Raw genomic sequence first — 20,609 nt, 5'->3', positions numbered from 1 at the left:
GGAAGCAGTAGAAGCAGCGAACCCAGGCTCTAAAGCAGAAGTAGGTCAAGACGGAACAACCACAGTAACGTTCCCAGATGGCTCAACAGCAACACTTACAGGTGATCAAACTGTTAAGACTGCAGATTCAAATGGAGTTCAAGCTCCAACAACTAAGACACCAGTTAAAGATACAGCTAACTTGACTGATGCAGAAAAAGCTAAAGTTAAGGAAGCAGTAGAAGCAGCGAACCCAGGCTCTAAAGCAGAAGTAGGTCAAGACGGAACAACCACAGTAACGTTCCCAGATGGCTCAACAGCAACACTTACAGGTGATCAAACTGTTAAGACTGCAGATGCAAACGGAGTTAAAGCTCCATCGACTAAGACACCGGTTAAAGATGCAGCAAACTTGACTGATGCAGAAAAAGCTAAAGTTAAGGAAGCAGTAGAAGCAGCGAACCCAGGATCTAAGGCAGAAGTAGGCCAAGATGGAACAACTACAGTAACGTTCCCAGATGGCTCAACAGCAACACTTACAGGTGATAAGACAGTTACTCAAGCTGATATCACAGCTCCAACCGCACCAGTTGTAAACCCAGTTAAGGCTGGTGATACAGCAATCACAGGTACAGCCGAAGCAGGTTCAACAGTCGAAGTTACTCTTCCAGATGGAACTAAAGTATCAGCGAAAGCAGATAAAGACGGTAAGTTCAGTATTCCAGTAAATGGTTTGAATGCTGGTGATACAGTTTCTGTAACAGCAACAGACGAATCAGGAAATACATCAGCTACAACTACAGTAACAGTAAGTAATGTTAATGTGGGTGGTAAAGAGGCTGATAATGCTAAAGTACCAGCTCTTACTCCAGTAGTAGATCCTAACAACTTGACAGACGCAGAAAAAGCTAAAGTAGCTGAAGAAGTTAAGAAAGCAAATCCAACTGCGACAGATGTTAAGGTGAACAATGATGGATCAGTAGTTGTAACCTTTGCGGACGGATCAGTAGCAACAATTGCAGCTAATAAAGTTGTTAAAGAAGCAACTAAAGAGTCATCTGCTCAAGCACCAGCTAAGAAAGCAGGAGCGAAAGAATTGCCAAACACTGGTACTAAACAATCTAACGCTTCACTTGGACTAGCACTTCTTGCAGCAGTGACAGGAGGACTCCTTGTCTCTAAAAAACGTAAGGAAGAAGAGTAAGCCATTACTCAAATAAAGCAAATCTAAGAATCTTGATTCTATGAGATTGCTAGAAAAACCGTAAGAAGAAATTCTTACGGTTTTTTGATTGGGTTGTTTAATGGAAAAGTGGGAAATAAGCAAACAAGCAAAAAAACGTTGAGAATTTCAACGTTTTTAAAATATAATGGAGCCGGTGGGAGTCGAACCCACGTCCAAACACCTGCTAACATATTTGTCTACAACCATAGGTTATGTATTGTTTTAACAGCTCCTCGACACATAACTCAAGCCTAGAAACTGCGAGTCTATAAATCTCTTATCAAACTGCTAGACAAAGTTTGATCGTATCTCGCTAATAATAAGACCTGTCATTGAACACGAGCGATCCAAATCGGGTCACGCCTGCTGGTTTTTAGGCAGCTAGAGCGTAAGAAGTGTTATTTTTTGCAGTTATATTTAACTGAGCGTTTACGTCGCCACACGAGTCGCAAAATATGCCTCATAATGCCTGTCGAATCCGTAACGACCCCAAAAGACAATACAATTATTATACCTTATCTGAGGGGAAATTGCAAAAGTCAAGTAAAAAAAGGAATGACACTTTGTCATGTATATGTTTTATAAGTGGCTGTTTAGAACGATGAAGAGTCATCAGCTTAGTAAGAAAATCAAGAGAAAAACTGGAAATCATGTTATAATAAAGAGATAGAATCGTAAGAAAGAGTGGATGATTTTTTTGATAATTCCTACTTATAATTGGCAATTCGCTCCGCAAGTTGAGGATGCGGATTTTACAAAGATAGCTAAGAAAGCTGGTTTGGAACCTGAAGTAGCTCGTTTGTTATTTGAACGAGGCATCAAGGATGAGCCCAGTCTGAAAAAATTTTTAGAACCTTCTTTGGAGGAATTGCATGATCCCTACCTTTTAAATGATATGGAAAAGGCAGTGGAGCGGATTCGCCATGCTATTGAGCAAGGGGAACTGATTCTCATTTACGGGGACTACGATGCAGATGGGATGACTTCGGCTTCCATTGTCAAGGAAAGTTTAGAACAGTTGGGTGCTGAGTGCCTGGTTTATCTTCCCAATCGCTTTACGGATGGCTATGGTCCAAATGCCAGTGCCTACAAATATTTTATCGAACAGCAGGGCGTGTCTTTGATTTTGACGGTGGACAATGGTGTGGCGGGGCATGAAGCCATTGATTTGGCTCAGTCTATGGGAGTGGACGTCATTGTGACTGACCACCATTCTATGCCTGAGATTTTACCAGATGCCTATGCTATTATCCATCCTGAACATCCAGGGGCGGACTATCCTTTCAAGCATTTGGCGGGTTGTGGGGTCGCTTTTAAGTTGGCTTGTGCCCTTTTGGAAGAAGTACAGGTTGAGTTGTTGGACTTGGTTGCCATCGGTACAATTGCCGATATGGTCAGCTTGACGGACGAAAATCGTATCATGGTCCAGTATGGTCTTGAGGTCTTGCGCAATACTCAGCGAATGGGATTGCAAGAAATGTTTGAAATCGCTGGGATTTCGAGTAGTGATGTGACAGAAGAGACAGTTGGATTTCAGTTAGCACCGCGTTTAAATGCCTTAGGACGTTTGGATGATCCCAATCCAGCTATTGATTTGTTGACTGGATTTGACGATGAGGAAGTGCATGAAATCGCCCTTTTGATTCATCAAAAGAATGAAGAACGTAAGGAAGTTGTTCAGTCCATTTACGATGAAGCCAAGGGCATGGTGGATCCTGATAAAAGTGTTCAAGTTTTGGCTAAAGAAGGCTGGAATCCGGGAGTTCTTGGAATTGTAGCTGGGCGTTTGCTTGAAGAACTAGGTCAGACAGTTATAGTCTTGAATATCGAAGATGGACGCGCCAAGGGGAGTGCTCGAAGCATAGAAGCAGTCGATATCTTTGAAGCCTTGGACCCGCATCGAGAACTATTTATCGCATTTGGTGGTCACGCAGGTGCTGCAGGTATGACCCTCGAAGTGGATAAGTTGGAAGTCTTGTCTGATGTTTTGGAAGCCTATATCCGAGAAAAAGGTGCAGATGCCCAAGGTAAAAACAATCTATTTTTAGACGAAGAACTGGATTTAGAGGCCTTGAGTTTGGAGACAGTGAAAAGTTTTGAACGCCTAGCTCCTTTTGGGATGGATAACCAAAAACCTGTCTTCTATATTCGAGATTTTCAAGTTGAAAATGCTCGAGTTATGGGGGCTGGTAATGCTCATCTCAAACTGAAAATTTCCAAAGGTGAAGCTAGTTTTGAGGTAGTCGCTTTTGGTCAAGGAAAATGGGCGACTGAGTTCTCGCAGACCAAGCAATTGGAACTAGCAGTGACTCTCTCTGTCAACCAATGGAATGGACAAACAACCTTGCAGTTGATGATGGTTGACGCCCGTGTAGAAGGTGTCCAGCTCTTTAACATCCGTGGTAAGAATGCCCTGTTACCAGAAGGGGTAGCCGTTTTGGATTTTACGCAAGAGTTACCTGATGTGACCTCTTGTTCAGCTATTGTCGTTAAGAATATCCCTGAGGATATATCCCTCCTTAAGAAAATCTGTCAGGAACAGGAATTTTCAGCACTTTACTTTAAAAATGATATCGCTAAGGCTTACTACTTGACGGGCTATGGCACAAGAGAGCAGTTTGCAAAATTGTATAAAACCATCTATCAGTTCCCAGAGTTCGATATTCGCTATAAACTCAAGGATTTGGCGGCCTATCTCAAGATTGAGCAAATCCTATTAGTCAAAATGATTCAGATATTTGAAGAGCTTGACTTTGTGACCATTGAAAATGGAGTCATGAGGGTGAATAAAGAGGCTGAAAAGCGTGATATGGCTGAAAGTCAGATTTATCAAAAACTGAAACAAACTGTCAAAGAGCAAGAGATTATGGCTCTTGGAACAGTCCAGGAAATCTATGATTTCTTGATGGAAAAAAGTGAATAGAGATCGAAAGAGTTGGCTTGCTGACTCTTTTTTGTTTGCTAACAAAAACCTCTTCAATGAAAGGAATTTAGTGCTATAATGAGAGGAGTGAAGGACTGTTGAACCTTGTTGAAGAAAGTTATACACTTTGAAAATCTCTTCAAACCGCGTCAGCTTTATCTGCAACCTCAAAGCGGTGCTTTGAGCAACCTGCGGCTAGTTTCCTAGTTTGCTCTTTGATTTTCATTGAGTATTAGAAGTGGAAGTGATTTTGGGATTTTTAGAAGCAAATGGAGCCTACTGTGACTGCGAAGTGCTTTATAATGTTGCTGACTTAATTGAAGATTAGACAGGATGGGAGCAACAATTGTATCATTTGATCCTCTTGTTAGTGCTGCTTTGTCCGTTATTGAACGGAAAGAGGTAGTTGAAGTGCGATTATCTGTAAGATTCATTTTGAAAATTAGTAAAAAAATGGTATAATGAATGGAAAAGATTCGGCTGAAAGTGAATTGGACTTTCAGAAAAAGAGAGCTTTTAAAGCTCTACAAACAGTTGAAGTGACTATTCGGAGGAAAAATGAATACTATTAAATTAACAACACTTGGTGGTGTGCGTGAAAATGGTAAAAACATGTACATCGCAGAAATTAACGACTCGATTTTTGTATTAGATGCAGGTTTGAAATATCCTGAAAATGAACAGTTGGGTGTCGATGTCGTTATTCCAAATATGGACTATTTGTTTGAAAATAGCGACCGTATTGCTGGGGTTTTCTTAACACACGGGCATGCGGATGCGATTGGAGCCCTTCCATATCTCTTGGCAGAAGCTAAGGTTCCTGTATTTGGCTCAGAGTTGACTATCGAACTGGCTAAACTATTTGTTAAGGGAAATGACAGCGTCAAGAAATTTGATGATTTCCATGTCATTGACGAAAATACAGAGATTGATTTTGGCGGAACGGTAGTGTCCTTCTTCCGTACAACTCACTCTATCCCAGAAAGTTTGGGTGTGGTCTTGAAAACATCTGAAGGAAACATCGTCTATACAGGGGATTTCAAGTTTGACCAAACAGCTAGTGAATCCTATGCTACTGACTTTGGACGTTTAGCCGAAATTGGTCGTGAAGGAGTCCTGGCTCTTCTAAGTGATTCTGCGAATGCAGATAGCAATATCCAAGTAGCCAGTGAAAATGAAGTTGGTGTAGAAATCACGCAAACCATTTCTGACTGGGATGGACGTATCATCGTTGCTGCGGTTGCAAGTAATCTTTCTCGTATTCAGCAGGTATTTGATGCAGCTGCAGAGACTGGGCGCCGTGTTGTCTTGACAGGATTCGATATTGAAAATATCGTCCGTACAGCGATTCGCTTGAAAAAATTGTCTCTAGCAAGTGAAAATCTTTTGATTAAGCCAAAAGATATGTCTCGTTTTGAAGATCACGAATTAATTATCCTTGAAACTGGACGTATGGGTGAACCCATTAACGGTTTACGCAAGATGTCTATCGGTCGTCACCGTTATGTTGAAATCAAAGAAGGTGACCTAGTTTATATCGTTACAACACCATCAATCGCCAAGGAAGCAGTGATGGCACGTGTAGAAAATATGGTCTACCAAGCAGGTGGAGTTGTCAAGCCAATTACTCATAGCTTGCGTGTGTCAGGACATGGGAATGCGCGTGATTTGCAATTGATGATCAATCTCTTGCAACCTAAATATCTCTTCCCAATCCAAGGAGAATACCGTGAGTTGGATGCCCATGCTAAGGCTGCTATGGCAGTTGGTATGTTGCCGGAACGTATTTTTATCCCTAAAAAGGGAACAACTATGTCTTATGAGCATGGGGACTTTGTTCCATCTGGTGCAGTTACAGCAGGCGACGTCTTGATTGACGGGAATGCTATCGGAGATGTTGGGAATGTCGTTCTTCGTGACCGTAAGGTCTTGTCAGAGGATGGAATTTTCATCGTGGCTATCACTGTTAACCGTCGTGAGAAAAAAATCATCGCTAAAGCTCGAGTGCACACACGTGGATTTGTCTATCTCAAGAAGAGCCGTGATATCTTGCGTGAAAGTACTGAGTTGGTGAACCAAACAGTAGAAGACTATCTACAAGGTGAAGATTTTGACTGGGCAGAGCTCAAAGGTAAGGTACGTGATAATTTGGCCAAGTTCCTCTTTGACCAAACCAAGCGTCGTCCAGCTATCTTACCAGTAGTCATGGAAGCAAAATAGAATCAAATAGCAGGAGAAAGTCGAGTTTCGGCTTTTTCTTATCTTAAACGTATAAGGAGCAAGTTATGGCAGTAATGAAGATTGAGTATTACTCAGAAGTTTTAGATATGGAGTGGGGAGTAAATGTTCTCTACCCAGATGCGTCTCGGGTTGAGGAACCAGATTCTACAGATATCCCCGTTCTCTATCTCTTACATGGGATGTCAGGGAATCATAATAGCTGGCTCAAACGGACCAATGTAGAGCGCTTGGTGCGAGGGACTAATCTAATTGTTGTCATGCCAAATACAAGTAATGGCTGGTACACAGATACTCAGTATGGCTATAACTACTATACAGCTTTAGCAGAAGAACTGCCTAAAGTGCTCAAACGCTTCTTCCCTAATATGTCTAGCAAGCGTGAAAAGACTTTTATCGCTGGTTTATCAATGGGGGGCTACGGTTCCTTCAAATTGGCCCTATCAACCAACCGTTTCTCACATGCAGCTAGTCTTTCTGGGGCTCTTAGCTTCGAGGAGTTTTCTCCTGAAAGCCAAGATTTAGGGACGCGTGCCTACTGGCGAGGTGTTTTTGGTAAGCTTGATAACTGGGAAACTAGCCCTTACTCACTTGAAACTCTTGCTAACAAGTCAGACAAGAAGACCAAACTCTGGGCTTGGTGTGGTGAACAAGATTTCTTGTATGCTGCCAATAACCTCGCGGTGAAGAATCTCAAGAAACTTGGTTTTGATGTGACCTATAGCCACAGTGCAGGAACCCATGAGTGGTATTATTGGGAAAAACAATTGGAACGGTTTTTGGCTACCTTGCCAATTGATTTTGTTTTGGAAGAACGCTTGTCTTAGTTTTAGTTTTCTTTCAGCTTACTCAAGTAAAATAAGGAATCTATCTTTAGAATGGGAAACCAGGACTAAAAGATGGATTCTTATTTTTTTTAGAAAGGCGGGAAATCATGTTCTGGATTATTCGTGTTCTATGTCGATTGTTACTAGGGATTTGGCGCATGGTCTGGCGCCTTGTGTGGACTCTTGTAGTCTTAATTCTCATTGCTTTAGGGATTCTCTGGTATATGACAGGGGATTTATCTGGTGTCTTCAATCAAGCGGGGCAACTTGTTCAAGTTGGTCAAGCAAGCTGGCATCAATGGCAAGAAACTGGTAAGTTGCAAGGCTTGTCTCAGACCGATCATCATCAAGATTCAGGAGTAAAATGGCCCCAAGCACAGGCGACAATTTATATTGATCCTCAAATGGATGCAACCTTTCAAAAGGCTTACGTTGAGGCTATTACCAATTGGAATCAGACTGGCGCTTTTAATTTTGTAGTTGTGACAGAACCTGACCAAGCAACTATTTTTGCGACTGAAATGAATGATGGTTCCACATCTGTTGCCGGTGAGGCGGAGAGCCAGACAAATCTCCTGACTAAACAATTCACTTCAGTAACAGTTCGTTTGAATCATTATTATCTATCCAATCCAAACTATGGCTATACCTATGATCGTATCTTGCATACAGCAGAGCATGAACTAGGTCATGCTATTGGTTTGGAACATACCAATGAAGTTTCAGTCATGCAGCCAGCAGGTTCTTATTATGGTATTCAGGCTCAAGATGTTCAAGCAGTTCAAGAACTATATGAGTCTGGAGAATAAGTGATTTTCAAACGAAAAATAGAGCTCCTTGATGTAAGCAATGAAGGGGGCTTTTTGCTATAATGGAACTATGAATAACTTGATTAAATCAAAACTAGAGCTCTTGCCGACCAGCCCTGGTTGTTACATTCACAAGGATAAAAACGGTACGATTATCTATGTAGGAAAGGCTAAAAATCTACGTAACCGTGTACGGTCCTATTTCCGTGGGAGTCATGATACCAAGACAGAAGCCTTGGTGTCTGAAATTGTAGACTTTGAGTTTATTGTTACGGAATCCAATATTGAGGCCCTCCTTCTGGAAATCAACTTGATTAAGGAAAACAAGCCTAAATACAATATTATGCTCAAGGACGACAAGTCCTATCCTTTCATCAAAATTACCAACGAGCGTTATCCTCGCTTGATTATTACCCGTCAGGTCAAAAAAGACGGTGGTCTTTATTTTGGACCCTATCCTGATGTGGGGGCGGCCAATGAAATCAAGCGACTTCTGGATCGGATTTTTCCTTTTCGTAAGTGTACCAATCCACCATCAAAAGTTTGTTTTTATTACCATATCGGGCAGTGCGTGGCTCACACCATCTGTAAGAAGGACGAGGCTTATTTCAAAGCCATGGCTCAAGAAGTCTCTGATTTTCTAAAGGGTCAGGATGACAAAATCATCGATGACCTCAAGGAAAAGATGAATGTGGCAGCTCAGAGTATGGAATTTGAACGTGCAGCTGAATACCGTGATTTGATTCAGGCTATTGGAACCCTTCGGACCAAGCAACGGGTTATGGCCAAGGATCTCCAAAATCGCGATGTCTTTGGTTACTACGTGGATAAGGGTTGGATGTGTGTTCAGGTATTCTTTGTCCGCCAAGGTAAGCTCATTGAACGCGATGTCAATCTTTTTCCTTACTACAATGATCCAGATGAAGATTTCCTGACCTATGTTGGGCAGTTTTATCAAGAAAAATCTCATCTGGTTCCCAATGAAATTTTGATTCCTCAGGATATTGATGAAGAGGCAGTCAAAGCCTTGGTGGATACCAAGGTTCTCAAACCCCAACGTGGGGAGAAAAAACAATTGGTCAATCTCGCTATCAAAAATGCGCGTGTTAGTCTAGAGCAGAAATTTAACCTGCTAGAAAAATCAGTTGAAAAGACTCAAGGGGCCATTGAAAACTTGGGACGACTCTTACAAATTCCAACCCCAGTCCGTATCGAGTCCTTTGATAACTCCAATATCATGGGGACTAGTCCAGTTTCTGCCATGGTTGTTTTTGTCAATGGGAAACCGAGCAAGAAGGATTACCGCAAGTACAAGATAAAAACAGTTGTGGGACCAGATGACTATGCTAGCATGCGAGAGGTTATTCGTAGACGTTATGGAAGGGTCCAGCGTGACGGTTTGACACCGCCAGATCTGATCGTCATCGATGGTGGTCAGGGACAGGTTAATATTGCCAAGAAGGTTATTCAAGAAGAGTTGGGGTTAGATATCCCGATCGCAGGTCTGCAAAAGAATGACAAGCACCAAACTCATGAATTGCTCTTTGGAGACCCACTTGAGGTGGTAGAGTTGTCTCGCAATTCTCAAGAATTTTTCCTCCTACAACGCATCCAAGATGAGGTTCATCGCTTTGCCATCACCTTCCACCGTCAACTTCGCTCTAAAAATTCCTTCTCCTCTCAATTGGATGGAATTGAAGGCTTGGGTCCAAAACGCAAGCAGAACTTGATGAAATATTTCAAATCTCTGACAAAAATCAAGGAAGCCAGCGTGGATGAGATTGTCGCAGTTGGTATACCAAGAGCAGTAGCAGAGGTTGTTCACCAACACTTGAATCCTCAAGAGCGTGTAGAACTAGCTCAGGTAGCAGAAGAAAGAGTAAATTACCAAACAGAAGGAAAATCATGAACCATAAATCGCAATTTTATCAGATATTCATGGCAATATAACGGCGCTAGAAGCAGTGATTACAGAATCTTCAGCAGATTTATATAGTTAATATATAAACAAAAGGCCGTAAAAACGGTCTTTTGTGGTATAATTATGATTAAACTAAGCTTTAGAGGTGAAAAATGATTCCGATAAAAAAGAGCAATTCTAAACAAGTATATGAATTTTGTCGTGATATTTATGAGAAATTACCAGAAAAAGACGAATTAGATATGTTAATTTTTAAGAATTTTGGATCTCACAATGGATTGGAAGACTATTTTACACAACAAGATAGAGCCTTTCTAAAACTTATGACGGCGGACTACTCTACCTTACTAAACGTAAAGAAAAAAATAGATAGCTCATCTGATGTTGAATGGGTTTTTAAAATACATGTGGAGAAATTTTCTGATTTGGTTAATCAAATTTATAGTCATTTAAAAAACGATTTTATAGAAAAGTGTGATGAGGAAATTAAGCAGTTAAAAATAGGGCATATTAGAGGAGTAAGTACTAGTATTAATCTGAAAAGAATATTATCATATGAGACTGATGATAATCTAGATAAAATTCGAAAAAAGAAAAATTTGACTGATAATATACGGATTATTGTTGATAGAACAAAGAATACAAGAGAATTTATCGACTTGATTAAGAAGAATTTAAAAACTGAATTCTTAAAGGACTTTGAAGATATATTTCCGGATAAAATGGATACTTTGGTTGAAATGATGAGCTCAAAAAAATCGTTTAATGATTTAGTGCAAAGTTACAAGTTTGATGGAATTCATACTAAAAAATCTCATACAAAATTGAAGAATTATATTGTTGAACGATACAAAGAAAAGTTGGAATCCCATTATAATAAAATAGACAAAAAAGAGTTAGTTCGCATAACTAGTGTCACAGTTTGTCCATATTGTAATCGTAATTTTATAAATGTAACCGAGGAGGCTAATACAAGCCAGTTAGACCATTTTTTCCCTAAGAATGAATATCCTCTATTTGCTTTATGTTTTTACAATCTGATTCCTTCTTGTTATGGTTGTAATAATAAAAAGAGTACGAGTAAATTTTATATCTCTCCCTATGATGAAAGTATAACTGATATTGATGAATTGTTGAAATTTTCTTTGAATATAAAGTCTGCAGATTTTATTAATAATTCAGAAAGTATTGATATTATAATCAAGGATGACATATCGGAGGAGGAGTTAAAACAATTAGAAAGCAAGGATAAATTAAGTGTCAGACAGAAATTATTGAAGGATAAATATGTGATTGATACAAGAAATCTATACAAACTACATGCGGATATAGTTCAAGAGTTGCTATGGAAACATGAAATTTATAATAAAGATTATAAAGCAGGTTTATGTCAAATATTTGCGGATTCAAGTAAATATTTTTCAGACTCTGAAATAGATAGAATGATAGTTGGTTATTACACAGACAAAGAAAGTTATGGGAACAGACCACTTTCAAAAATGGTTACAGATATTAGCAAAGAAATTGGACTAGTAGGAGAAGAAGAATGAAATTAATTGCTTTGGTGATTAAACAGTATGATGAACTTTTTAAAAATCAAATTTTTAATTTTTCAGACGAATATAAAGTAAATTTTGATTTTGAAACGAATGAATTAAGAATTGATAAAAATTTAGACTATATCGAAAATTTTTATGGAGAGTCTATTTATAATATTTCACCAATTGTAGGGATAAATGGGATTGGGAAAACAACAGTTTTAAACATAATTAGTGGCTACTCACCAGCTAAACGCGAGCAAGACTCTGATAATCAATATTTCTTCCTTTTTGAAATAGGAAAACAAGAAGACAAAGTAAGGTTTAAGCTTTCTTACAATAATTTATCTGTTGCTAATTTACCGGCATATCGTGAACGTACTTTTTACAGGAATCAAGATGGAAGTTTTGATTGTGATCCAGAAGGTTATGATGTGACTCGAAAAGTATTATACGTTAATCTGCCAAGTAAAGGCAAAGGAGGAGTTATTGAATCTCGGACAACGTTGAATCAAGAAGGATTGGCAATGTTTATACATTCATATCTGTGGTTGAGCGATCGTAAAATTATTAGTTCAGTTTTATCTTGTTCATTAGATATTAGTCCTTATGGTTTAGAAGATTATACTAACTCAATTCCGAGAAAGATAACCCCCATAGGATTTTTAATATATAAGTCCATACATAATATTTTTTATGAAGAAAAGGAATTTATCCGTAAATATTTTAATAAAACTAAACCAGAAGATGTGGAAAAATATTTAAACACAGAAGATTATGATTATGTGAAATTTGGGTTAAAATTACTTTCAAGTATAGTAGGTGATTTAGATGAAAATGAAGAAAAGGAGGAAGAAAATAAATTAAAGGATGGAACAAGTAAAGTCAGAAAAGAGTATGTAGAATCAATAATTAATATGGTTGAGATTCTTCGAGAAATTGAAGTTGATCCTTCTTTAGACAATAATCCTTCTTCAATTTTGCTAAAATACTCTAATACTAACAGAAGATTATTTGAAGAACTTAATAATAGAATTGCTCAGTATACAGTATCGAAAAAATTAATGGATGATTTATGTTATGGATTAAATAAAAGCTTTAATAATTATAATTTGTTAAAAGAGACTCCTGATTATCATATGTCAACAGGAGAAGGGAACTTGATTGAAATATTTTCACAACTTTATACGTATCTATCTATGCATGAAGAAAGTTCTGAGGATATTATATTGCTAGTTGATGAATTAGAATCGGGAATGCATCTAGAGTGGTCTAGGAGATTAATTCAAATTCTCATTGATAATCTTTCTGAAATATTGGAAGACGAGGGGAAGGGTAGGAAGATTCAACTTATCTTCACAACCCACTCTCCTTATATGTTATCTGATATTGAACCAGGAAATGTGATTATGATTGAAAAAAATCAAGAAACGGGATATTCAGAAGGTAAAGTTCTTCAAAATACTTTCGCTAAGAATATCCAAGAAATCATGAAGGAAAATTTGATTGATAATATTTATGGTGATTTTGCCTTAGCGAAGATTAATTCTATGATTGAAAGACTTAATGGAGAAGAGGAGCATGAAGGAAATGAAGAAGAACTATTAAAAGAAATTCATTTAATCAGCGAGCCTATTCTTCGTAATAAATTATTAGAGATGTATGATAAGAAATACAATACCTCAGAATTTAGTATTGAAAAACAACTACAGAAGTTGAATCTGAATGAGGAACAACGCCAGCAGGTCAGAGAAATGGTCAAAACAAATAATAGGGCTGTTAATACGGAAATTTAATTAGGATTTTTAAAGTGTTGGAGTGATTAAAGTAGATAATTTTAAAATTAGTAATGGAGTATTATAGTCTAAGACATATTCTCTCTCCATATTAACTCAGCTTTTTAATCTGAATAGAGAAATTTCTATTTGTGTGGTTTCTCTTAAAAAATGAAATGACTATATCTTAGGTTCTAAGATGGCTACAACACTTAAACTTCCCCTAGGTTACAGAGTCACCTGCTGAATACAAGTGATAAAGTAGTAAGAAAAGGTTTTTGCTTTAGCGAGTGCAAGCTAGTCAGAATTGTGGTAAAATAGATAAGATATGACAAAAGAATTTCATCATGTAACGGTCATGCTCCATGAAACCATTGATATGCTTGATGTAAAACCTGACGGTATTTACGTTGATGCGACCTTAGGTGGAGCAGGCCATAGCGAGTATTTATTAAGTAAATTAAGTGAAAAGGGGCATCTCTATGCCTTTGACCAGGACCAGAATGCCATTGACAATGCGCAAAAACGTCTGGCTCCTTATATCGAAAAAGGGATGGTTACCTTCATCAAGGACAACTTCCGTCATTTGCAGGCCCGTTTGCAGGAAGCAGGTGTAGAAGAAATTGATGGCATTTGTTATGACTTGGGAGTTTCGAGCCCGCAATTGGATCAACGTGAACGTGGTTTTTCTTATAAAAAGGATGCACCACTGGATATGCGGATGAACCAAGAGGCTAGTTTGACAGCTTATGAGGTTGTCAATCACTATGACTATCATGACTTGGTTCGTATTTTCTTCAAGTATGGAGAAGACAAATTCTCCAAGCAAATTGCTCGGAAGATTGAACAGGTGCGTGAGTTGAAGCCGATTGAGACCACTACGGAATTAGCAGAGATTATCAAGTCTGCTAAGCCTGCCAAGGAACTCAAGAAAAAAGGTCATCCGGCCAAGCAAATTTTCCAAGCCATCCGTATTGAGGTCAATGATGAATTAGGAGCTGCAGATGAGTCCATCCAACAAGCTATGGAATTACTAGCAGTGGACGGAAGAATCTCAGTCATTACCTTTCATTCGCTGGAAGATCGCTTGACCAAGCAATTGTTCAAGGAAGCTTCAACAGTGGAAGTACCAAAAGGCTTGCCTTTCATCCCAGATGATCTTAAGCCCAAGATGGAATTAGTCTCTCGCAAACCGATTCTACCAAGCAAGGAGGAGTTGGAGGCCAATAATCGTTCTCACTCAGCCAAGCTACGAGTAGCTCGAAAAATTCACAAGTAAGGGGATAAAATGGTAGAAAAAAGAGAAACGACGAGCCAATTACTGCAAGCTCGTATCAAGAGATTTTCACGTGTTGAGAAGGCTTTTTACCTTTCGATTGCCATTACAGCCCTTGTATTAGCCATCAGTGTGGTTTATATGCAGACCAAGCTCTTGCAAGTCCAGAGTGAACTAACGACTGTTAATGCTCAGATTGAAGAAAAGAAGACAGAGCTGGATGATGCTAAGCAGGAGGTCAATGAATTGATCCGTTCAGAGCGTCTGACAGGAATTGCGGATTCGCAAGAACTGCAACTAAATAATGAAAATATCCGATCGGCGGAGTAGTATATGAAAACCTGGAAAGAAAAAATAGTAGACTTTGCCATTAAGAATCGCAAATCTCCCCTTGAAAACCGCAGACGAGTTGGGAAGAGCCTTAGTCTCTTAGCCGTCTTTCTCTTTGCTGTTTTTTTGGTTAATTTTGCGGTGATTATTGGTACGGGGAAGAAGTTTGGTGTTGACCTGGTCAAAGAAGCCAGTAAGGTTCACCAAACGACTCTAACAGTTCCTGCTAAGAGGGGAACCATTTATGATCGTAATGGAACTCCGATTGCTGAGGATGCAACGTCCTATAATGTTTATGCTGTCATTGATAAGGATTATAAATCAGCTAATGGAGATGTTCTATATGTAGCGGAATCTCAGTACAATAAGGTAGCCGAAATTTTCCATAAGTACTTGGATATGGAGGAGACCTACGTCAAGGATCAACTCTCTCAACCAAATCTCAAACAGGTTTCCTTTGGTGCTAAAGGAAATGGGATTACCTACGCAAATATGATGTCCATTAAACAGGACTTAGAAGCTGCTAAGGTCAAGGGTGTTGATTTTACGACTAGTCCCAATCGAAGTTATCCAAATGGAAAATTTGCTTCATCCTTTATTGGCTTAGCCCAGTTACGTGAAAATGAAGATGGAACAAAAAGTCTCGTTGGGACGTCTGGTGTCGAGAGTTCCTTAAATAGTTTGTTGGCAGGAACAGACGGCATTATTACCTATGAAAAAGATCGTTTAGGTAATATTGTTCCAGGTACGGAACAAGTTACCCAACAAACGGTAAATGGAAAAGATGTCTACACGACCTTATCCAGTCCATTGCAGTCCTTTCTTGAAAGCCAAATGGATGCCTTTCAAGAAAAAGTTAAGGGCAAGTACATGAATGCGACCTTGGTTAGTGCCAAGACAGGGGAAATTCTTGCCACAACCCAAAGACCGACTTTTGATGCAAATACAAAAGAAGGTCTAACAGATGATTTTGTTTGGCGAAATATCCTCTATCAAAGTAACTATGAGCCAGGTTCTACCATGAAGGTCATGACCTTAGCTGCGGCTATTGACAATAAAACCTTCTCTGGAGGCGAATACTTTAATAGTAGTGAATTAAAGGTAGCTGATGCGACTATCAGGGACTGGGATGTGAATGATGGCCTATCATCTGGAAGTATGATGACCTTTTCACAAGGTTTTGCTCACTCAAGTAATGTGGGGATGACTTTGCTCGAACAAAGAATGGGGGATACTACTTGGTTAGAATACCTCAATCGATTTAAGTTTGGAGTTCCAACTCGTTTTGGCATGCCAGATGAGTATGCTGGACAACTACCTGCAGATAACGTCGTTAATATTGCCCAGAGTGCTTTTGGTCAAGGTATTTCTGTTACCCAAACCCAGATGCTACGAGCTTTTACAGCCATTGCGAATGATGGGGTTATGCTAGAGACAAAGTTTATCAGTGCTATTTATGATCCGAACGATCAGACAGTACGGAAGTCCAAAAAGGAAATTGTAGGTAATCCTGTATCCAAAGAAGCGGCTAGTTTGACTAGGGAAAACATGATTTTGGTTGGTACAGACCCTATTTATGGGACCATGTATAATCGTAATGATAATAAACCAGTAATTACTGTTCCTGGTCAGAATGTTTCTGTCAAATCTGGAACAGCTCAAATTGCCGATGAGCAAAACGGAGGATATTTAGTTGGGAAAACCAATTATATCTTTTCTGTAGTAACCATGCATCCTTCTGAAAATCCAGACTTTATTCTTTACGTGACAGTTCAACAACCAGAACATTTTGCTTCGGTACAACTAGGAGAATTTTCAAACCCGATTCTGGAGCGGGCTTCAGCCATGAAAGAGACGCTCAATCTGCAATCTACAGCTAAGAATTTGGACCCAGTGACAACTACAACTAGTTATGCAATGCCAGAACTGAAGGATTATGGTCCTGGAGAACTAGCTGAAGAACTCCGTCGTAACCTTGTACAACCAATTGTTATCGGTTCAGGAACAAAAATCAAAGAAAGCTCAGTAGAAGAAGGAACCAATCTAGATGCCAATCAGCAAATCTTACTCCTTTCAGATAAGGTAGAAGAGATGCCTGACTTATATGGCTGGTCTAAGAAAAATGTTGAAACCTTTGCCAAATGGCTGAATCTTGAAGTTGAGTTTGAAGGTACAGGAGAAACTGTTAAAAAGCAAAGTGTTCGTTCCAATACAACTTTAAAAGATTTACAGAAAATAAAAATAACATTAGGAGATTAGAATGCTTATTTCTATCTTTGCTGGAGTGATTGCCTTTATTCTAACAGTCATAGGAATTCCAGCCTTTATCCGTTTTTACCATAAAGCACAGATTACCGGTCAACAGATGCATGAGGATGTCAAACAACACCAAGAAAAAGCTGGGACACCAACCATGGGAGGACTCGTCTTTCTCCTAGCAGGAGTTTTAGTTAGTCTGGTCCTTGCTCTCGTAACCAATCAATTAACCAATAATGTAGGAATGATCCTCTTCATCCTGGTCTTATATGGTTTGGTCGGTTTCTTGGATGATTTTCTCAAGGTTTTCCGCAAAATCAATGAAGGACTTAATCCTAAACAGAAGCTCTTGCTTCAGTTGGTCGGAGGAGTTATCTTCTATTTCTTCTATGAAAGAGGAGGAGATATCTTAAATGTATTTGGTTATCCCTTGCATTTAGGTGTTCTGTATATTCTCTTTGCCCTCTTCTGGTTAGTTGGTTTTTCAAATGCAGTTAATCTGACTGACGGAATCGATGGCTTGGCAAGTATTTCTGTGGTGATTAGCCTATCTGCCTATGGAGTGATTGCCTATGTGCAAAATCAGCTCGATATCTTACTAGTGATTGTAGCTATGATTGGTGGTCTTCTTGGCTTCTTTGTCTTTAACCACAAGCCTGCTAAAGTTTTCATGGGAGATGTAGGTAGCCTAGCCCTTGGAGGGATGTTAGCGGCTATTTCCATGGCACTGCACCAAGAATGGACTCTGCTTTTGATTGGTCTAGTGTATGTCTTTGAAACAACATCTGTTATGATGCAAGTCACCTACTTTAAGTTGACTGGAGGAAAACGTATCTTCCGTATGACACCAGTTCACCATCATTTTGAGTTGGGGGGCTTTTCTGGGAAAGGCCAAGCCTGGAGTGAGTGGAAGGTCGACTTCTTCTTCTGGGGAGTGGGCTTATTCGCTAGTCTCTTGACTTTAGTTTTCATGTATTTGTTCTAAAAAGAGAGTGTGGAATCATCAGATAGAGAAGGATTAAGTTCCTTCTCTTTTTTATTTCCATCAGTTTATTGCATCCCTTTCTCAAAAATAGGTAAATTTATGGTAAAATGGAAATAGAAAGTTGAAATGATGAGTTATTTTAAAAAGTATAGATTTGACAAATCCAAGTTTAAGTTAGGGATGCGAACTTTTAAGACAGGGATCGCTGTTTTTTTAGTTCTCATGATTTTTGGTTTTTTTGGTTGGAAAGGACTTCAGATTGGAGCCTTGACTGCGGTTTTTAGTTTAAGAGAAGACTTTGACAAGAGTGTTCATTTTGGTACTTCTCGTATTCTCGGAAATAGTATCGGTGGTTTTTATGCCCTGATTTTCTTTCTCTTAAATAATTTTTTTCACGGAGCCTTCTGGGTAACCCTCCTAGTTGTTCCAATTTGCACCATGTTAACCATTATGACAAATGTTGCTATGAACAATAAAGCAGGTGTTATCGGTGGAGTTGCGGCTATGTTGATTATTACCTTATCAATTCCAAGCGGTGAGACAGTTTTGTACGTGTTTGCTCGAGTTTTTGAAACCTTTATGGGTGTTTTTGTAGCAATTCTTGTAAATTACGATATTGATCGTTTACGGAGCATTTTACTGAAAAAAACAAAATAATGTCACAAGATATAACATTATTGATTGACGATTGAATTTTTTTAGACTATAATAGACAGAAAGAAGGAAGTGTACATGAAGGAAAAAGAATTTCGTCGCAATATGGCAGTTTTTCCTATTGGTAGTGTTATGAAACTGACCGATCTTTCGGCGCGCCAAATTCGTTATTATGAAGACCAGGAATTGATTAAGCCTGATCGTAACGAGGGCAATCGTCGTATGTATTCTTTGAATGACATGGATCGATTGCTTGAGATTAAAGATTATATCTCTGAAGGTCTGAACATTGCTGCCATCAAGAAAAAATATGCTGAACGTGAGGCGAAGTCTAAAAAACCAGTGAGTCAAACTGAAGTGCGTAGAGCGCTTCGGAATGAAGTTCTCCAGCAAAGTCGCTTCGCTTCTCAACAATCACCTTTTGGTCGCGGTTAGGCAACCGCAAGTCGTCATATATAAGGAGAAAAACCATGCCAATCACAGCTGCAGATATTCGTCGTGAAGTTAAGGAAAAAAATGTAACCTTTATCCGTCTCATGTTTTCAGATATTTTGGGAACTATGAAAAACGTCGAAATTCCTGCTACAGATGAACAACTAGACAAGGTCTTGTCAAACAAGGCTATGTTTGATGGATCTTCTATTGAAGGGTTTGTTCGTATCAACGAATCAGATATGTACCTATACCCTGACTTGGACACTTGGACAGTCTTTCCTTGGGGAGATGAGAACGGTAGTGTCGCAGGATTGATCTGTGATGTCTATACAACAGAAGGTGAACCATTTGCAGGAGATCCTCGTGGAAACCTCAAACGTGCTCTTCGTCACATGGAAGAAGTTGGGTTCAAATCTTTCAACCTTGGACCAGAGCCAGAATTCTTCCTATTTAAGCTTGATGAAAATGGAGATCCAACTCTTGAGGTAAATGACAAGGGTGGTTACTTTGATTTGGCACCTACAGACCTTGCTGACAACACTCGTCGTGAGATCGTTAACGTCTTGACCAAAATGGGATTTGAAGTTGAAGCAAGTCACCACGAAGTTGCTGTAGGTCAACATGAGATTGACTTTAAGTACGATGAAGTGCTTCGTGCTTGTGATAAGATTCAAATCTTTAAGTTGGTTGTGAAAACAATTGCTCGTAAACATGGCCTTTACGCAACCTTTATGGCAAAACCAAAATTTGGTATTGCTGGTTCAGGTATGCACTGTAATATGTCCTTGTTTGATGCTGAGGGAAATAATGCCTTCTTTGATCCAAATGATCCAAAAGGCATGCAGTTGTCAGAAACTGCTTACTACTTCCTTGGTGGTTTGATCAAACATGCCTACAACTATACAGCTATCATGAACCCAACCGTTAACTCATACAAACGTTTGGTTCCAGGCTATGAAGCGCCTGTTTACATCGCTTGGGCAGGTCGCAATCGTTCACCACTTGTCCGCGTACCAGCATCACGCGGAATGGGAACACGTTTGGAGTTGCGCTCCGTGGATCCAATGGCAAACCCTTATATTGCTATGGCTGTTCTTTTAGAAGTTGGTTTGAACGGTATCGAAAACAAAATCGAAGCACCAGCACCAATCGAAGAAAACATCTACATTATGACTGCTGAAGAGCGTAAAGAGGCTGGCATCACAGACCTTCCATCAACGCTTCACAATGCTTTGAAAGCTTTGACAGAAGACGAAGTGGTTAAAGCAGCCCTAGGTGAGCACATCTATACTAGCTTCCTTGAAGCCAAACGTATCGAGTGGGCAAGCTATGCAACCTTTGTCTCACAATGGGAAATTGATAACTACCTAGATCTTTACTAATGATAAATCAAAAAGATTGTCCGTGAGGACGATCTTTTTTTTCTTGCATTTTATAT

The 20,609-nt window shown here is 39.2% G+C and carries 16 protein-coding genes, 1 other RNA gene and 1 pseudogene; 17 read left to right on the top strand and 1 reads right to left on the bottom strand.

Going from position 1 to position 20,609, the window contains the following annotated elements:
* A partial coding sequence (locus QM911_RS03670) for an Ig-like domain-containing protein (protein WP_414313151.1) occupies positions 1-1,183 on the top strand: 1,183 nt, incomplete at its 5' end.
* A 164-nt stretch (positions 1,184-1,347) separates the two neighbouring features.
* Here QM911_RS03670 and ssrA read toward each other — a convergent pair.
* Positions 1,348-1,695: a transfer-messenger RNA gene (gene ssrA / locus QM911_RS03665) on the bottom strand.
* 206 nt (positions 1,696-1,901) lie between these two features.
* On the opposite strand from ssrA, the gene recJ reads away from it, so the two are divergent.
* From recJ to glnA, 16 genes and pseudogenes are all read left to right on the top strand, one after another.
* On the top strand, positions 1,902-4,127 hold the full coding sequence (gene recJ / locus QM911_RS03660) for a single-stranded-DNA-specific exonuclease RecJ (protein WP_414313152.1): 2,226 nt from the start codon (positions 1,902-1,904) through the stop codon (positions 4,125-4,127).
* A 238-nt stretch (positions 4,128-4,365) separates the two neighbouring features.
* Positions 4,366-4,455 carry a DUF2695 domain-containing protein gene (locus tag QM911_RS03655; protein WP_414313150.1) on the top strand — a complete coding sequence of 30 codons (90 nt, stop codon included), beginning with the start codon at positions 4,366-4,368 and terminating at the stop codon, positions 4,453-4,455.
* 230 nt (positions 4,456-4,685) lie between these two features.
* On the top strand, positions 4,686-6,347 hold the full coding sequence (locus QM911_RS03650) for a ribonuclease J (RefSeq protein ID WP_414313149.1): 1,662 nt from the start codon (positions 4,686-4,688) through the stop codon (positions 6,345-6,347).
* Positions 6,348-6,412: 65 nt separating this feature from the next.
* The gene (locus QM911_RS03645) at positions 6,413-7,192 is read left to right on the top strand and encodes an alpha/beta hydrolase (protein ID WP_414313148.1); all 780 of its coding nucleotides are present in this window, start codon (positions 6,413-6,415) and stop codon (positions 7,190-7,192) included.
* A 107-nt stretch (positions 7,193-7,299) separates the two neighbouring features.
* Positions 7,300-8,001 carry a matrixin family metalloprotease gene (locus QM911_RS03640; RefSeq protein ID WP_414313147.1) on the top strand — a complete coding sequence of 234 codons (702 nt, stop codon included), beginning with the start codon at positions 7,300-7,302 and terminating at the stop codon, positions 7,999-8,001.
* Positions 8,002-8,071: 70 nt separating this feature from the next.
* A complete protein-coding gene (uvrC, locus tag QM911_RS03635; protein ID WP_414313146.1) occupies positions 8,072-9,910 on the top strand; it encodes an excinuclease ABC subunit UvrC in 1,839 nt (612 codons plus the stop codon).
* Positions 9,907-9,980: pseudogene (locus QM911_RS03630) on the top strand (phosphoesterase); the annotation flags it as partial. The gene uvrC and the pseudogene QM911_RS03630, both read left to right, overlap by 4 nt.
* Before the next feature lie 94 nt (positions 9,981-10,074).
* On the top strand, positions 10,075-11,472 hold the full coding sequence (locus QM911_RS03625) for an HNH endonuclease (RefSeq protein ID WP_414313145.1): 1,398 nt from the start codon (positions 10,075-10,077) through the stop codon (positions 11,470-11,472).
* Positions 11,469-13,256, top strand: coding sequence for an AAA family ATPase (locus QM911_RS03620; RefSeq protein ID WP_414313144.1), 1,788 nt, complete (start codon positions 11,469-11,471; stop codon positions 13,254-13,256). Before QM911_RS03625 ends, QM911_RS03620 begins: the two co-directional genes overlap by 4 nt.
* Positions 13,257-13,563: 307 nt before the next feature.
* The gene (gene rsmH, locus QM911_RS03615) at positions 13,564-14,514 is read left to right on the top strand and encodes a 16S rRNA (cytosine(1402)-N(4))-methyltransferase RsmH (RefSeq protein ID WP_414313143.1); all 951 of its coding nucleotides are present in this window, start codon (positions 13,564-13,566) and stop codon (positions 14,512-14,514) included.
* A 9-nt stretch (positions 14,515-14,523) separates the two neighbouring features.
* On the top strand, positions 14,524-14,841 hold the full coding sequence (gene ftsL / locus QM911_RS03610) for a cell division protein FtsL (protein ID WP_000229661.1): 318 nt from the start codon (positions 14,524-14,526) through the stop codon (positions 14,839-14,841).
* Positions 14,842-14,844: 3 nt separating this feature from the next.
* Positions 14,845-17,100: a penicillin-binding protein PBP2X gene (pbp2X, locus tag QM911_RS03605; protein ID WP_414313142.1), complete on the top strand. Its 2,256-nt coding sequence runs from the start codon at positions 14,845-14,847 to the stop codon at positions 17,098-17,100.
* 1 nt (position 17,101) lies between these two features.
* Positions 17,102-18,082, top strand: coding sequence for a phospho-N-acetylmuramoyl-pentapeptide-transferase (gene mraY, locus QM911_RS03600; RefSeq protein ID WP_414313141.1), 981 nt, complete (start codon positions 17,102-17,104; stop codon positions 18,080-18,082).
* 129 nt (positions 18,083-18,211) lie between these two features.
* Positions 18,212-18,739: an FUSC family protein gene (locus QM911_RS03595; RefSeq protein ID WP_414313140.1), complete on the top strand. Its 528-nt coding sequence runs from the start codon at positions 18,212-18,214 to the stop codon at positions 18,737-18,739.
* Positions 18,740-18,814: 75 nt separating this feature from the next.
* Positions 18,815-19,171, top strand: a complete 357-nt coding sequence (glnR, locus tag QM911_RS03590; protein ID WP_000659543.1) for a transcriptional repressor GlnR — start codon at positions 18,815-18,817, stop codon at positions 19,169-19,171.
* Positions 19,172-19,206: 35 nt separating this feature from the next.
* On the top strand, positions 19,207-20,553 hold the full coding sequence (gene glnA / locus QM911_RS03585; protein ID WP_045763630.1) for a type I glutamate--ammonia ligase: 1,347 nt from the start codon (positions 19,207-19,209) through the stop codon (positions 20,551-20,553).
* The last annotated feature ends 56 nt before the right edge of the window (positions 20,554-20,609 follow it).

Source organism: Streptococcus infantis (assembly GCF_047460825.1).
GTDB lineage: Bacteria > Bacillota > Bacilli > Lactobacillales > Streptococcaceae > Streptococcus > Streptococcus infantis_V.
This window is presented reverse-complemented; position numbering and strand designations above follow the sequence as displayed.